General features: G+C 36.9%; 10 protein-coding genes. 8 read left to right on the forward strand and 2 right to left on the reverse strand.

The genetic code is table 11. From position 1 onward, the window contains the following. Window positions 1-42 precede the first annotated feature (42 nt). From FHL05_RS02110 to uvrA, 5 genes are all read left to right on the forward strand, one after another. Complete coding sequence (locus FHL05_RS02110; protein WP_153385222.1) at window positions 43-1,761, forward strand: phospho-sugar mutase; 1,719 nt, start codon at window positions 43-45, stop codon at window positions 1,759-1,761. A 150-nt stretch (window positions 1,762-1,911) separates the two neighbouring features. Continuing rightward, the gene (locus tag FHL05_RS02115) at window positions 1,912-3,204 is read left to right on the forward strand and encodes an alkaline phosphatase family protein (RefSeq protein WP_153385221.1); all 1,293 of its coding nucleotides are present in this window, start codon (window positions 1,912-1,914) and stop codon (window positions 3,202-3,204) included. 13 nt (window positions 3,205-3,217) lie between these two features. Next, complete coding sequence (locus FHL05_RS02120; RefSeq protein ID WP_153385220.1) at window positions 3,218-4,462, forward strand: MFS transporter; 1,245 nt, start codon at window positions 3,218-3,220, stop codon at window positions 4,460-4,462. 121 nt (window positions 4,463-4,583) lie between these two features. Further along, window positions 4,584-6,593 (forward strand): excinuclease ABC subunit UvrB, encoded by a 2,010-nt coding sequence (gene uvrB / locus FHL05_RS02125; RefSeq protein ID WP_162000165.1) that lies wholly within the window; start codon window positions 4,584-4,586, stop codon window positions 6,591-6,593. A gap of 1 nt (window position 6,594) precedes the next feature. Next, window positions 6,595-9,465 (forward strand): excinuclease ABC subunit UvrA, encoded by a 2,871-nt coding sequence (uvrA, locus tag FHL05_RS02130; protein WP_153385219.1) that lies wholly within the window; start codon window positions 6,595-6,597, stop codon window positions 9,463-9,465. A gap of 58 nt (window positions 9,466-9,523) precedes the next feature. On the opposite strand, the gene FHL05_RS02135 is transcribed toward uvrA, so the two are convergent. Next, a complete protein-coding gene (locus FHL05_RS02135) occupies window positions 9,524-11,884 on the reverse strand; it encodes an SLAP domain-containing protein (RefSeq protein ID WP_153385218.1) in 2,361 nt (786 codons plus the stop codon). 221 nt (window positions 11,885-12,105) lie between these two features. Between FHL05_RS02135 and rapZ the strand changes: the two genes are divergently transcribed. Genes rapZ through whiA form a run of 3 tightly spaced genes read left to right on the forward strand, consistent with a single transcriptional unit; the run spans window position 12,106 to window position 14,979 of the window. Continuing rightward, entirely contained in the window at window positions 12,106-13,023 is a 918-nt protein-coding gene (rapZ, locus tag FHL05_RS02140; protein WP_153385217.1) for an RNase adapter RapZ, read from the forward strand. Further along, a complete protein-coding gene (locus tag FHL05_RS02145; RefSeq protein WP_153385216.1) occupies window positions 13,010-14,044 on the forward strand; it encodes a gluconeogenesis factor YvcK family protein in 1,035 nt (344 codons plus the stop codon). Before rapZ ends, FHL05_RS02145 begins: the two co-directional genes overlap by 14 nt. Then, window positions 14,044-14,979, forward strand: a complete 936-nt coding sequence (whiA, locus tag FHL05_RS02150) for a DNA-binding protein WhiA (RefSeq protein WP_162000166.1) — start codon at window positions 14,044-14,046, stop codon at window positions 14,977-14,979. Before FHL05_RS02145 ends, whiA begins: the two co-directional genes overlap by 1 nt. A gap of 36 nt (window positions 14,980-15,015) precedes the next feature. On the opposite strand, the gene FHL05_RS02155 is transcribed toward whiA, so the two are convergent. Then, on the reverse strand, window positions 15,016-16,713 hold the full coding sequence (locus tag FHL05_RS02155) for a glycosyltransferase family protein (protein ID WP_153521929.1): 1,698 nt from the start codon (window positions 16,711-16,713) through the stop codon (window positions 15,016-15,018). Between the last annotated feature and the right edge of the window lie 231 nt (window positions 16,714-16,944).

Raw genomic sequence — 16,944 nt, forward strand, 5'->3', positions numbered from 1 at the left:
TATAATAGGTATCAGTACTTACAAATTAGGAGGACAATTTTAATGTCGTGGCAAGATAATATGCAAGAATGGCTCGATTATAAAGATTTGGATCCAGACATGAAAGAGCAACTAAATGAAATGAAGCAAGACGATAAAGTGGCTGAAGAGGCATTTTATGAACCTATGGAGTTTGGTACAGCTGGTATGCGTGGTTTGATTGGTCCTGGTATCAATCGCATGAATATTTATACTGTTCGTCAAGCGACTGAGGGATTGGCATCATTTATGGACACCTTGGATGAAAAAGTTAAGAAGCAAGGTGTAGCAATTAGTTATGATTCACGCTACTATTCACAGGACTTTGCTTATGAATCCGCTAAAGTTCTAGGCATTCATGGTATTCACAGTTATGTTTTCGACAGTTTAAGACCAACTCCAGAATTATCTTTTGCTGTAAGAGATTTGCATGCTTATGCAGGTATCATGATTACAGCTAGCCATAATCCTAAACAATACAATGGTTTTAAAATCTATGGTCCAGATGGTGGACAAATGCCACCTAAGGAATCAGATAATATTACTAGTTTTGCTCGTAAGGCGAGCGATTTATTTGCAATCAAAGTTATGCCGGTTACAAAATTGAGAAGCGAAAAATTACTAAAACTAATCGGTGAAGATGTTGATTTAGACTATATGAAGAATCTTGAAACGGTAATCGTTGATCCTAAGTTGATTAAAGATGTCGGCGACAAGATGAAGTTTGTTTATTCACCACTTCATGGTACTGGTAAAATGATTGCTCCAAGAATTTTTCAAAAGTTAGGCTTCAAGAACTTTGAAATGGTGACTGAACAAGCAATCCTTGACCCAGAATTTGCAACAACACCTTTCCCTAATCCAGAATTTGCTCAAACATTTGATTTGGCAATTGAACGTGGTAAAAAAATCGGTGCAAATATTTTGATTGCCACTGATCCCGATGCTGATAGATTAGGTGCTGCCGTCAGACAACCAGATGGTTCTTACAAATTGATGACTGGTAATCAAATTGCTTCTGTCTTGTTGAATTACTTGTTACAAGCCAAGAAGAATCTAAATAAGTTGCCTGAAAATGGTGCGGTCGTTAAATCAATTGTTTCTTCCGAACTAGCAACTGCCATTGCTGATAAATACAATATCAAGATGTTCAATGTTTTGACTGGTTTCAAATATATTGCTGAAAAAATTGAACACTTTGAAGAAACTGGCAGCAATGAATTTTTATTTGGTTTTGAAGAAAGTTATGGATATTTAGTCAAACCTTTCGTGCGTGATAAGGATGCTATGCAATCAACATTGTTACTGGCTGAAGCTGCTGCTTTCTACGAATCAAAAGGTAAGACTATCTACGATGCTTTGGAAGACTTGTACAAAGAATTCGGTTATTACCGCGAAAAGACTATTTCAAAGACTTTTGCTGGTATTTCTGGTAAGGATAAGATGGCTCAAATCATGAAAACATTACGTGAAGAAGGCATCGATGAGGTCAATGGCGTAAAGGTCGTTGAATCGATTGACTACTTAAATGATACTGATGTCACAGAATCTGGTACTAAAGAAACTGGTTTACCTAAGGCTAATGTTTTGAAGTATGTCTTAGCTGACGATACTTGGATTGCTGCAAGACCTTCTGGTACTGAACCTAAGATGAAATTCTATATCGGCGTTAAGAGCGATACTGAAGATAATGCTAATAAGAAATTGGCTGATTTTGGTAAAGTAATCGAAGGTTGGGAATAAAATTTAAATTTAATCTTAATAATGTATGGTAATCAAAAAATGATTACCATATTTTTTTGTTTTAGAAAATCTAATTGCTTTTTGGAGAAATTACAAGGATTTGCCAACTGCGATATAATACTTTCATGTAGTAAAAAAGGGGAAATTAAATTGACAGTCAATCAACATTTAGTCATTATTTCGCTTGATTCATTGGGATATCGTGACATCAATGAACATCAAGCTGAATTGCCAACCTTGAATAAGCTAGTTTCTGGTGGAACTTGGATCAAAGAAGTTACAGGAATTTATCCAACTCTGACTTATCCTTCGCACACGACGATTATTACAGGACAATACCCTAAGGTTCACGGAATCGTTAATAATACTAAAATTCAGCCACAACGTCGTTCGCCTGATTGGTTCTGGTATCAAAAAGACGTTAAATCGCCAACTCTTTATGATTTAGCAAGACAAAAGAACCTCAAAACGGCAGCCTTTTTGTGGCCAGTCACAGCTGGCAGCAAGATTGACTATAACTTGGCTGAGATTTTTCCAAATCGGATTTGGACGAATCAAGTTTTAGTTTCTTTGAAAGCTAGTTCGCCATTGTTTATTTTAGAAATGGATAAAAAATACGGTAAATTACGTAATGGCATCAAACAGCCACAATTGGATGATTTTATTACTGCCTGTGCCGTCGATACAATTAAGAACAAACGACCTAATTTAACTTTGCTTCATTTAGTGGATATGGACAGTATGCGTCACCGTTATGGGGTCCGTTCTGATGAGGCTATGCAAGCTTTAAGTCGATTAGATAAGCATGTCAAGCAAGTAATTGAGGCAACTAGAGAAGCAGGAACTTTTAATGATACCAATTTTGTTATTTTAGGCGATCACTATCAAATAAATGTCAATAAGATGATTCATTTGAATACTTTATTTGCCAAGAGAGGCTGGTTAACGTCAAAGCCTGATCAAACATTCAAAAAAGATTGGCAAGTCATGGCTAAGACGTGTGATGGCTGTACTTATATTTACACGAAAAATTTTGACCAGATGAAGCGTTTGAAAGACTTGATTTCAGATGTTGAAGGCGTCGAAAAGATTTATTCAGCTCAAGAAGCTATAACTAGAGGTGCTGATCCAGAATGTACGCTAATGGTTGAGGCTAAAGCTGGATATTACTTCACCGATGAAAGCGACCGTGCACAAGTGGTGGAAAAAGTTTTACCACAAATGATGGGGAATGCTGACCGCTATCGTGGCGTTCATGGTTATGACCCATTGAAGCCAGACTATAAGACGACAATTGCCTTTAATGGTCCAATGGTCAAGAAAAATCATACAGTAAAGAAGGCTAATTTGGTTGATGAAGCACCAACGTTTGCTAAGCTATTAGGTTTGGAATTTCCAGAACCATTGGCAGGACATGCGATTGATGACATTTTCTTGAATTAGATTAGAGGAGATTATGGGTTTTAATAAAAAGCAGTGGAGTTGGATTTTTTATGATTGGGCTAATTCCGGCTATGGAATAATTGTCACGACAGCAGTTTTGCCAGTTTATTTCAAGTCGGTTGCCCAAAATGCAGGTGTATCTCAGGCTAATGCCACAGCCTTTTGGGGATATGCTAATAGTTTTGGAACTTTGATTGTGTCAGTTTTAGCGCCGGTTTTAGGTGCTTTAGCTGATTATCCACATCACAAGAAAAAACTTTTGAGTTATTTTTCATTTTTAGGAATTATTATGACTTTTGGTTTAGCGTTAGTACCGCCGAGTCAATGGCATTTATTATTAGGTGTTTTTATTCTGTCGATAATTGGTTATTCCGCTGGGAACTTATTCTATGATAGTTTTTTGACAGATGTTTCAGATAATCGTCAGATGGATTCACTTTCATCAAATGGTTATGCTTTTGGTTATTTAGGTGGAGTTTTAGCGTTTATTTTGTTTTTAGTTTTACAATTGACGAGTGGCTTTGGGATGTTGTTCAGTTACGGTGTTGCTCGCTGGAGTTTTCTTTTAGCAGCAGTTTGGTGGTTGATTTTCTTTATACCAATGTTAAAAAATGTTCGTCAAGTTTATTCGTTGCCTGAGAATCCGCATCCGATCACGTCTAGTTTCAAAAGAGTTTGGATGACGATTACTCATTTAAAAAAATATAAAGCTGCAGCTTGGTTTTTAGTAGCTTATTTCTTCTATATAGATGGAGTCGATACTATTTTTACGATGGCGACTTCAATTGGGATGGATATGGGAATTTCCACGACCATTTTGATGTTAGTTTTGTTAGTGGTACAGTTAGTCGCTTTTCCATTTTCAATTTTATATGGTTGGATTGCTAATCGATTCTCAGCTCGTAAAGGAATTTTGTTAGCTATCGTCTTGTATTTTGGAATTTGTTTGTATGCTTTAAAATTACATTCAGCAGTTGATTTTTGGATTTTAGCTGTTCTTGTTGGAACTAGCCAAGGTGGTATTCAAGCATTGAGCAGATCTTATTTTGGCAAGTTGATTCCTAAGGATTCTGGAAGTGAATTTTTCGGATTTTATAATATTTTAGGAAAGTTTTCAGCTGTTATGGGACCAGTTCTAGTAGGAATCGTGACCCAAGTTACTGGTAAGTCGACCATTGGCGCTGCTTCCTTGAGTATTTTATTTATGATTGGCTTGGCAATTTTTCTAATGTTGCCACGTTTGACAACAAGTAAGTAAATATATAGCGAAAATATGTTCGCTATGGTAATATAGACCCAGTGAAATAAAGACATAAATTACATCTAATTCGTATGCGTGGGTTAGATGTATTTTTTAGCTTAAGGGGGTAAGTTAATCCGTGATAGATAGAGTTAACGATAATAAGTTTGATTTGGTTTCAAAGTATTCTCCAGCTGGAGACCAAGCTCAAGCAATCAATAAAATTACAGATGATTTTAAAGCGGGCGATAAAGAGGTAGTCCTTGAGGGTGCCACTGGTACTGGTAAGACTTTTACCATGGCTAATGTCATTAAAAATCTCAATAAGCCAACTTTAATTATTTCTCACAATAAAACTTTAGCTGGCCAATTATATGGTGAAATGAAGGAATTCTTCCCCCACAATGCCGTTGAGTATTTTGTCAGTTACTATGATTATTACCAACCTGAAGCCTATGTTCCTTCAAGTGATACTTATATTGAAAAAGATTCCAGCATTAATGATGAAATCGATAAATTACGGCATGCGGCCACAAGTTCACTATTGGAGCGCAATGATGTTATCATCGTTGCTTCAGTTTCTTGTATCTTTGGTTTAGGTGATCCAAGAGAATATGCGGATAGTATTATTTCTCTAAGAGTCGGCCAAGAGATCCCACGAGATAAGCTATTAGAAGAATTAGTCGAAAATCAATTTGAGCGAAACGATATTGATTTTCAACGTGGACGTTTCCGTGTTCGTGGCGACGTAGTCGATATTTTCCCAGCTTCAAACGATGACAATGCTCTTCGGGTGGAGTTTTTTGGTGATGAAATCGATCGTATCATCGAAATGGATCCACTAACTGGTGAGGTTAAGGGTTCAATGGACCATATCGGAATATTCCCTGCCACTCACTTTATGATTAGTGATGCAAAAATGGACGAAGCTTTGAAACGAATTAAAGATGAAATGGATCAACAAGTTGAGAAATTTACTAAAGAAGGTAAATTGTTGGAGGCTCAACGTATTAAACAAAGAACTGAATATGATATCGAAATGATGCGAGAAATGGGTTACACTTCTGGAATCGAAAATTATTCGCGTCATATGGAAGGAAGAGCTGAAGGTGAACCTCCATTTACCTTACTAGACTTTTTCCCTAAAGATTTTAATATCATGATTGATGAATCTCACGTTACTATGCCTCAGATTAGAGGGATGTATAATGGCGATCGTGCTAGAAAGCAACAATTGGTCGACTATGGATTTAGATTACCTAGTGCTTTAGATAATCGTCCCTTAAAATTGAATGAGTTTGAACAGCATGTCAATCGAATCCTTTATGTTTCGGCAACTCCAGGCCCTTATGAGTTAGACCGAACGAATCATTTGGCAGAACAAATTATTCGACCAACTGGTTTGCTTGATCCAAAGATTGAAGTTCGACCAATTATGGGTCAGATTGATGATTTAGTATCTGAAATAAATGACCGTGTCGAAAAGCACGAGCGTGTCTTTGTCACCACTTTAACTAAGAAGATGGCAGAAGATTTAACTGACTATTTCAAAGATTTAGGAATCAAGGTTCGTTATTTGCATAGCGATATCAAGACTTTGGAACGTTCAAAGATTATTCGTGATTTACGTTTAGGCAAGTTTGATGTTTTGATTGGAATTAATTTGCTGCGTGAAGGAATCGATGTTCCTGAAGTTTCTTTGATTGCTATTCTTGATGCTGATAAAGAAGGATTTTTACGAGCTGAACGTTCTTTAGTTCAGATTATTGGTCGTGCCTCAAGAAATGAACATGGTAAAGTTATCATGTACGCTGATTCAATTACTGATTCGATGCGAGGCGCAATCGATGCCACAGCTCGTCGTCGTCGCATTCAAAAGAAATTCAATGAAGAACATGGAATAACTCCTAAAACAATTGTTAAACCAATCAGGGATGCAATTTCAATGTTCCAGAAAGTCGATAATTCTTCATCTGAGGAAGAAAAGATCGATGATGATATCGACTTCAAGGATATGAGTAAAAAGGATCGACAAGAGCTTCTTGCCAATCTAACAGAACAAATGGAATCTGCTGCTAAGAAACTAGACTTTGAGGCAGCTGCCAATTTGCGTGATACGATTTTGGAATTAAAGGCGGAAATAAAATAGTATGTTAAATGATAAAATTGTTATTCATGGCGCCAGAGCACACAATTTAAAAAATGTTAACGTAACGATACCTCGAGATAAACTGGTTGTTATGACTGGTTTATCTGGCTCAGGAAAGAGTTCATTAGCCTTTGATACTTTGTATGCTGAGGGACAAAGAAGATATGTTGAAAGTTTGTCTTCTTATGCGCGTCAATTTTTAGGCCAGATGGATAAACCAGATGTTGATTCGATTGATGGTTTAAGTCCAGCAATTTCCATTGACCAAAAGACGACTTCAAAAAATCCTCGTTCGACTGTTGGAACGGTTACTGAAATCAATGATTATTTACGTTTGTTGTGGGCACGTGTTGGAACGCCAATCTGTCCTAATGATGGGACTAAGATTACCAGTCAGTCAGCTCAACAAATGGTCGATGCTATTTTGAAGTTAGGCGATAGAACTAAACTGCAAATTCTTTCGCCAGTAGTTAGATCAAAACGTGGTCAACATAAAAAAGCCTTGAATCAAATTAAAAAACAAGGTTACGTCAGAATTAGAGTTGATGGCGAAACTCGAGATATCGGTGAAGATATTGAATTGGATAAGAATAAGAAACACAGTATCGATGTCGTGGTCGATAGAATCGTTATCAATGACCATATCAAGTCACGTTTGTTTGATTCTGTCGAAGCTGCTTTAAGACTTTCGGATGGATATATGAATGTTGACGTTATTGGTTCTGATATGATGGTCTTCTCTGAAAAGAATGCCTGTCCAATTTGTGGTTTTACAGTCGGCGAGTTAGAACCACGTTTATTCTCGTTCAATGCTCCTTTTGGAGCTTGCGATAACTGTGATGGTTTAGGCATCAAACTTGAAGTCGACTTAGATTTAGTCGTCCCTGATCAAACTAAGACTTTAGCTGAAGGCGCATTAATGCCATGGAACCCAATCAGTTCGCAGTATTATCCTGAATTGTTGGCTCAAGCTTGCAAAGCATTTGGCATTGATATGAATACACCCTTTGAAAAAATGTCAAAAGAAGATCAAAACACTGTTTTATATGGTTCTGATGGCAAAACTTTCCACTTTCATTATGAAAGTGATTTTGGTGGCGTTCGTGATGTCGATGTACCATTTGAAGGCGTGATTCCAAATGTTAAACGCCGTTATCACGAAACTAATAGTGATTTTACACGTGAAGTAATGCGTAAATATATGACTGAATTGCAATGTCCTGTTTGTCATGGCAAGAGATTGAATCGTAAAGCACTAGCCGTTAAAATTTCTGGCAAAGATATTGCTGAAGTATCAGATATGTCGATTAAGAATGAATTGCCATTCTTTAAAGCTACAAAATTTGGTGAACAAGATACTGTTATTGCTAAACCAATTTTAAAAGAAGTTAAGGATAGACTTAGTTTTTTGATTAATGTTGGTTTGGAATATTTATCATTGTCACGTTCTGCAGGAACCTTATCTGGTGGTGAAGCACAAAGAATTCGTTTGGCTACTCAGATTGGTTCTAATCTATCTGGCGTCATGTATATTTTGGATGAACCCTCAATTGGATTGCATCAAAGAGATAATGACCGTTTGATTAATTCACTTAAGAAAATGCGTGATTTAGGCAATACTTTAATCGTGGTCGAACATGATGAAGATACGATGCGAGCAGCTGACTATTTGATTGATGTAGGACCAGGTGCTGGTGAAGCCGGTGGTCAAATCGTAGCAGCTGGAACTCCAGCAGAAGTTGAAAAAAATCCTAAGTCGTTGACTGGTCAATATTTGGCTGGTAAGAAGTTTGTTCCTGTTCCTTTAGAGCGACGCAAGGGCAATGGCGAATTCGTCGAAGTATTCGGTGCTGAAGAAAATAATCTTAAGAAACTAAACGTTAAGTTTCCTTTGGGTAAATTCATTGTTGTGACAGGAGTTTCGGGTTCAGGTAAATCTACTTTGGTCAATATGATTCTCAAACGGGCTTTGGCTCAAAAGATGAATCATAATTCACAAAAACCTGGTAAATATAAGAAGATTACTGGCTATGAAAATCTCGAGAAGATGATTGCTATCGATCAAAGTCCAATTGGTCGGACTCCACGAAGCAATCCAGCTACTTATACCGGCGTCTTCGATAATATCAGAGATTTATTTGCTCAAACTAATGAAGCTAAGCTCAGAGGTTATAAGAAGGGCAGGTTCTCCTTTAATATCAAAGGCGGACGTTGTGAAAACTGTCACGGCGATGGAATTATTAAGATTGAGATGAACTTCTTGCCTGATGTTTACGTTCCTTGCGAAGTTTGTCATGGAACTCGCTATAACTCCGAAACGCTTGAAGTTACTTATAAAGGTAAAAATATTGCTCAAGTTCTTGATATGAAGGTTTCTGAAGCTCTTGATTTCTTTAGCAATATTCCTAAGATTAGACGTAAATTGCAAACTATCAAGGATGTTGGATTAGGCTACGTTTCTTTGGGACAATCTGCTACGCAATTATCTGGTGGTGAAGCTCAAAGAATGAAGTTGGCTTCTGAACTTTATAAGAAGTCTAATGGCAAGAATTTTTATATTCTTGATGAACCTACAACTGGTTTGCATACGGACGATATCAAACGTTTATTGGCTGTCTTGCAAAGATTAGTTGACGAAGGCAATACTGTTCTAGTAATTGAACACAATTTAGATGTTGTTAAGTCAGCTGATTGGCTAATTGATTTAGGCCCAGATGGTGGTGAAGGTGGAGGCGATATCGTCGCTACTGGAACTCCAGAGGATGTTAGTGAAGTTAAGAAAAGTTATACTGGTCAATATTTGAAACCAGTTTTGCTTCGTGATACGAAACGGACTAAAGAAGCTCAAGCTAAATCAGAAAATAAAATTTAGATAAAAATAAGCATGGCAACTAAGACTGTTGTCATGCTTATTTGCGTACTTAAAAAGTCTAATCTACCTTGATGAATTTATTCGTTGCGACGCGGTAGTAATTGACGCCATTAATCGTAGCCACTTGGTCAACTTTCCAGGCCGAATCACTTGGTAAAGTTAAGGAGAGTTTTTGACCGAATTCGTTGTAAACAACAGCTTTTTTGGTCAATTTGATAACAGTTTTGACGGATTTATAAGAATAGAGATTGCTCTCTTTGATCCATTCGTCATTTCCTATTCGATACATTAACGTACCATCGATTTTTGCGAAGCCATCGCAGAACCATTCGCTGTTAGGAGAAAAAGCAATATTAATAGTTTGTCCCTTAGAGTTGTAAACTTGACTTGTTTGAGTTAAATGAATAGCTTGCTCGTTAATTAAGGGAGTGAAGAAGACAGCACTGTCGACAGCTAAGTATTCGTTGTTGGCAACTTCATAAAATTGTTGACCATTCATAGTAACAATCTTAAAGTGATTCCATTCGCTATTAGGGACTAGTTTAATACTGATAGTTTTGTCATTTTGGTCGACCAGACGAGTATCAGCACCAAAAGTTCTGACGACATTTTCGGGATTTTGTTGAGCAAAGTAGTCAGATGCTTTGACCCATTGTCCGGTATTTAATTGATAAAATGTTTGCTTGTCTTGTCTCATAGTCGAAAGAATATTGGCATTAGTAGCATTGACCTTTGAACCTGTGACTAATTTACCGGAGCTATCATAAACTGGAATCAAATTCGAGTTATTTGTTTCAGTAGCAGGTGGTGTCGTGATAGGGGATTCGATAGGTTCTTCATTTTGAATCTCTATTGGTGAGAAAATCAGATTGACTACTTGAGGATTTTGAGTGTAATTACCCGTCAAGAGTTCAGGCGAACTGGCTAATTCATATCCAGGAACCAAAGCGTCGTCAGTCAGGTCGTAAGCATCACCAATATTGACTCCATTGATAGTTTTGACTAAAGGAGTTCCATCTTCGATGATTGGCTGTTGGTCAGTATCGAGGTAATTGATAGTTACATTGGGATGTGCCTGCCAAATTACTGGTTGACCATTTAAAATAAAGTAATTTAAATTGGCATTGCCGTAATTTTTATTGACGAAGTTATTAGGATCAGAACCGTACCCAAAACCAACATAACCATAAGAGATAACTTGAGCAGTGGGGTCGGGATGTTCCAAAATATATTTGTCGTTACCTAAATTGGTCAAATTATCAGTTGTTAAATATTGTTGAGGAACGGAATTAGAGAAGTGATAGCCACTGGCTAAATCATCGCCATCAAGTCCTAAAACAGGACTGGCAGTGATTGCAATCGGTTGATTGCTGACCGCATAAATGGGCGTCTTGATATAATTGACGTTATTTTCAGCAATAATCGAAACATTATTGCCGGTCTCAGTTCCTTTCAGAGGAGTTAAGTCAGTAATAGCACTGTTTCCTAATTGAATATTGGCAGAGGTAGCACTATTAGCATAATTAACCAACCAAGGGCCAATTTCTGCTAATTGTGGGTCGTTGATACCAGAGTTATAAGAAACATCGAGATTACCATTAAGAGCGACTACAGTTGCATTTTGGACATTTAACTTTGTTAATTGACTGACGTCGATTTCTTTTTGAGAGTAATTGTTAAAATTGCCAGTTAGATTGAAATAAGAAAAGTTTAGATTATCTAGTGGCGTTAAATCTTGATCTGAATTAGCATCTGACGCTAATTTAGCTTGGAAATAAACTTTGGTATTAGCTGGTAACATTTGTAAATATTGCATGCCATTAAGACTTTCAATAGGCGTCGTTTGAGTGACGTTCATTGAAGTGCCAGATGTGGTTGCTAGGTATTTGATGACGCTAGCATTAAAAGTTCCGCCTTGATAATTTTTGATGTCGCTAGCAGTAATATTTCCACTATCAGGAATATTTAATGTCTGTTTAAAAACTTTTTCCAATAGAGGATCAGTTATGGTCAAAGGAGTATCATCTGTTGGTGCAGTTACTGGAGACGTTGGCGTAGTTACAGTTGAAATAGTTGATGTAGATGATGCGCTTGAAGTAGTTGGCGGAGAAGTTTTTGCTGGGGATGTGGCTGTAGTTGAGGTTGCATTGGTATCAGTACCAGCAGCAGTTTGATTTGTGGAGGGACTCGTCGTATTTGAAGATGGCGTCGCTTGCGTGGAATTAGTGGAATTATTCGTATTTTCATTGGTTGTTTGCGAACTAGTTGTTGCGACAGAACCAGTTTGTGTGTCACTAGCATTGGTAGAGGTGGCAGTTGGTTCAGTTTGAGTTGTGATATCAGCTTTTACAGTTGTCGTTAAGGTTGTAGCGGAGAATAAGAAGACACCTAGAGCAATAATTTTTTTGTTTAAAATCATAATTGAAATCACCCCTTTTTAAGATTCGGGGTAATATTAATTCCGAATTAAACGGACTACCAAATATTTTATACGGTTAAAGCGGTATCTGTACTATTTGTCCGTATTAATAATTTTTTTGATATTCAAGAAGCAATTTTTAAGAATAATTTTAATTATCACTTAAAAACTGACACGCCCGGCTTGTTGTGTTATGCTTATATTCGAATGTGAGGTGCAGTATGGCAGAAGATATGCTTAGTTTGGTTATCGTAACCGGAATGAGTGGTGCAGGTAAGACTGTTGCAATGCAATCTTTTGAAGATTTAGGCTATTTTTGCATTGATAATATGCCACCAAACTTGCTTCCTAAATTTTGGGAGCTAGTCCACGAATCCGGCAAAATCAAAAAAGTTGCTCTAGTCGTGGATATTAGATCACGATCTTTCTATGATGAAATCTTCTCGATGCTTTCAAAGATGGATGAAGATGAGCAAGAGAAACATCAAAAAGTCGATATGAAAATCCTCTTCTTGAATGCCTCAGATGAAGAATTAGTTTCACGTTATAAAGAAACTCGCCGTAGTCATCCTTTGGCTATGGAGGGCCGTTTATTAGATGGAATTCAAAAAGAGCGAGAAATCTTAGGAGAAATCAGAAGTCGTGCGTCAGTCGAAATTGATACGACTGAATTGACTCCGAGACAGCTTCGTGAAGAGATATTCGATAATTTTCAAGAAACGTCAGAAGTACCAGCTTTCCACATTGAAGTGATGTCATTTGGCTTTAAATATGGTTTGCCCATTGATGCTGATATTGTAATGGATGTCAGATTTTTGCGAAATCCATTTTATGTTAAAGAATTGAAGACGCAAACAGGTGAAGATAAAGCTGTTTATGATTACGTCATGGATGATGCTGAAACTAAAAATTTCTATGATAAATTTTATAGTTTGTTAAAGGATATTGTTCCCGGATATGAAAAAGAGGGAAAAACCAGTTTAACGATTGCAATTGGATGTACTGGTGGCCAACACCGTTCAGTAGCGATTGCTCAACGTCTTGGTAGTGATTTGAAGAAATTAAAATACTACGTAGACATTACTCATCGTGACATGGAAAAATCTCAAAAGAAGGTAATCGAACATGGCAACAAATAGGATAGTTCGGGTTGTTAAAGGACGTCGTCCCAGAGTTGTAGTTATAGGTGGGGGAACTGGTTTACCAGTTGTACTAAAAAGTTTAAGAAGAATGGATGCTAATATTACCGCAATCGTTACCGTAGCTGATGATGGGGGATCATCTGGCGTGATTCGCGATTATATCAACGTTGTCCCTCCTGGGGATATCAGAAACGTTTTAGCTTCCTTATCTGATTTACCAAAGGTAGATTTGGATGTCTTTCAATATCGTTTTAAGACTAACGATGATTTCTTTTCCGGTCATGCGATTGGAAATTTGATTATTGCAGCTTTAAACGAAATGTCACCTAATATTTTCGATGCCGTACAAGAACTATCTGAAATGATGCGTGTTGATGGTCATGTTTATCCAGCTAGCAATACCAAATTGACGTTGCACGCTGAATTTACTGACGGAACTAAATTAGCTGGTGAGCATGAAATTACTCACTCAGGTAAACATGTTAAACGAGTTTGGGTCACTGATTCAGATGAACCAGAAAAAGAACCTAAATCTGTTATTTCAGTTATTGCCTCAATTATGCAGGCTGATGTAGTGGTTTTAGGACCAGGAAGCTTGTTTACTAGTATTTTGCCTAATTTAATGATTAGCGATATTGGTGAAGCAGTTAAAAAGACTTCAGCTGAAATTGTTTATATTTGTAATATCATGACACAGATTGGTGAAACAGAAGGTTTTACTGATGCTGATCACGTTCGAGTTTTGAATCGCCACCTAGGTGGTAATTTTATTGATACTGTACTTGTTAATACGAGAAAGGTACCAGACGGTTACATGGATCATAAGAAATATGATGAATATGTCAACCAAGTTGAAACGGACTTTGGCGGTTTGCGAGCAATGGGATGCAAAGTTATCCAAGATGACTTTTTATCATTGCACGACAAAGGCGCCTTTCACGATGGAGAAAAAGTTGCTAAAGAAATTATCAACTTATCTCTACAATCAGGAAATAGAAAAAATGAGGTGAGACGTTAGTGGCTTCTTACGCTAGTGAAGTGAAACAGGAGCTAACGAAATTAGTCGTTCATCCAGAACATGCAAGAGTTGAGTTATCGGCCTTGTTAAGGATGAATGGCTCTTTGAGTCTGCAAAACCATCACTTCGTCTTGACCGCACAAACTGAAAATGCTGCCATTGCAAGGAGAATCTTTTCTTTGCTTAAGCAAAAATATGGCATTGAATCAGAATTGATTGTGCGTAAAAAGATGAAATTAAAAAAGAACAACCAATATCTAGTTCGTTTAAAACATGGCACGAATGAAGTTTTGACCGACCTAGATATTCTAGATGAATCTGGCTTATCGATTAATACCGATGTACCAGAAGAAGTTTTAAATGAAGATCAAAGAATGCGTTCCTACTTACGTGGGGCTTTTCTAGCAACCGGAAGCGTGAATAATCCTGAAACTTCCAGATATCATTTGGAAATTTATTCACTCTATGAAACGCATAATGACGGCATTGCTCAAATGATGAATCACTTTCATTTGAATGCTCGAACAACTAAACGTCGTAATGGCTATATCACTTATTTGAAGGAAGCTGAAAAAATTGCTGACTTCTTACAAGTAATCGGAGCAACCAACTCGATGCTGAAGTTTGAAGATATTCGAATCGTGCGTGATATGCGTAATTCAGTTAATCGTTTGGTCAATTGCGAAAATGCTAATATCAATAAGACTGTGGCAGCAGCTGAACGTCAAGTTGAAAACATTAAGCATTTGCAGGCAACAGTTGGATTAGAAAATTTACCTGATAAATTACGAGAAATTGCCGTATTACGACTTGAGAATCCAGAAGTTTCCTTAAAGGAATTGGGCGATATGGTGCCAAGCGGACCTATCTCTAAGTCGGGTATCAATCACCGTTTAAGAAAATTAAATGAAATGGCTGAAGCCGATAAAGTTTAAAAAAAGAAACCAGACAATGATGTCCGGTTTCTTTTTTTAAATGATGAATAGACTGATACCAAGCAAGATAAAAATTAATAAAGAAAAAGCTAATAAAACATAATAAATTTTTGGCGTTAGCCAATTTATTTTAAAAGATGCATGATGCATTTTTTTAGTTTTAACAGTAATCAAGCTGTATTGATTGAGCGAATATGGAACTTTTTTTCCATTAACAGTAACTTGATAGTCCAAGGATTTATAACCATAGGTAGGTAAAGAAATTTTTCCCGAAGGAATGTTTTTACCTGACCAAGTAACGCTATCAGTTGAGGTAGTGGGATAAAGAGCAAGTTCTTTATTTTGAATTTGTCCAAGGTGATTTGACAGCAAATAAATGATGGACTGATCTAAAAACATCCCATCGGTACCTTGTTGCAATGGCGTAGTGTTTGGGGAGTAGTCAGGTAAGAGTGAACGCATGATTTTATCGCTGTTAATACCAGTAGATGAAAGTTTTACGACATTATTTTGCGGAATTTGTTTTTGAGTATTGTTAGTAACAACAACAGCGTCATCAGCCATGAAATGTTGATTATGAATGGCAGTTTTAGTAGCCATTGGAAAACTAATAATTACCATGATTAGCAAAATAATTGAGGCCAGTGATTTTTTGAAAGTTTTCAAAATCAAAATTATCGGAATTACGCCAATGAAGATTCCAAAGCGCCAATTGGCAACTTGGAAGTTGTTGATAATGGGCACGTTGTTGAAGAGTTTCCAAGGAAAGATGTCAGTCGAGAGAACAATCAAAACTAATTCAACTAAATACCAAGGAAGAACGTTGCGCCAATTATTCTTGCGAAGACCAATCAAGGAAACGACTAAGAGAATAGCAGTCGTTAGACTGATAGTAGCTTTAGAATCCCAAGCAAGATTGCTGATTAAGCCTAAAACTGTTGGGCTGGTAATGTTGCCTTTGCCAAAAGGAGATAACAGGCCCGTTTTTGAAATAGTCATCACTCGATAAATTATTGGCAAAGATAGGATAATCGTTAAAATAGCCTCGATGAGAAGATTTAACCAGGCTTTAAAATTGTGCTTGATTACGGTGTTGACGATTAAAAAGATTCCCACAACGATTCCTAAAGTGATTGCACTTAAGAGATGGGAATTGACAACAATCGTCATTAATAAAGCCGTTTTGATAATCAACTTTTTATCTAATTGTTGACTTTGAATAATCTCTTTAAAAGTAAAGAAAATTGGAAAGATAAAAATCATGATAATCGCTGTTCCAGATTGCATCTCACCGGTAAGATCTTTTAGAACTGAGCCAGATAAGGCAAAAATGGCAGCTGCCATAACGGCGTTATGACTGTTGAAACGTTTATTTAATGATAGAAAGGTTACGATAAATGAAGCCAATGCTATCAAAGTTCTGATAGCAATTATTTGATGAATTGGTGTTAAAAAATTGGTAAGTAATACAAAAGGCCATAAAGTAAAGTCAGGATACATCCCATTGATAGCCTGACCGGTGAAGAAGAAAGTATTGAAGTTGACCCAGCTTGGTAGGTGATGGGATTGAAACGCTAATCTGATTTCATAAATTCTTTGCGAATGAAAAATTGTATCGTATGCTGCGACCATGTAATTAAAGTGAAATTGCCAAATAGTCCAGCCAAAAAGAAATGCGAAAAACCCCAGTGCAATAATAATCGTAAGCCAAGTTGATTTATTTTTTAAATTCACAGTAAAACTCCCCTAAAATTAAGTAATTCAGACTCTTATTATACTTCAAGGTGTCTATGTGAAAAAAGGGCTGTACGATAAATAAAGTTGATAGGTATTTTGCAATCAACTTTATTTTTGTATACCATTTATTAGTAATAACCATTTAAGAACACCAAAAAAGGACACCATTCATGCCCTTTAGATGTTCGACCCTCTACAGCTTCACAATGAAAGGAATTTGAATGATGC

Origin of the sequence: Companilactobacillus halodurans (assembly GCF_009600995.1) — a bacterium.
Lineage (GTDB): Bacteria > Bacillota > Bacilli > Lactobacillales > Lactobacillaceae > Companilactobacillus > Companilactobacillus halodurans.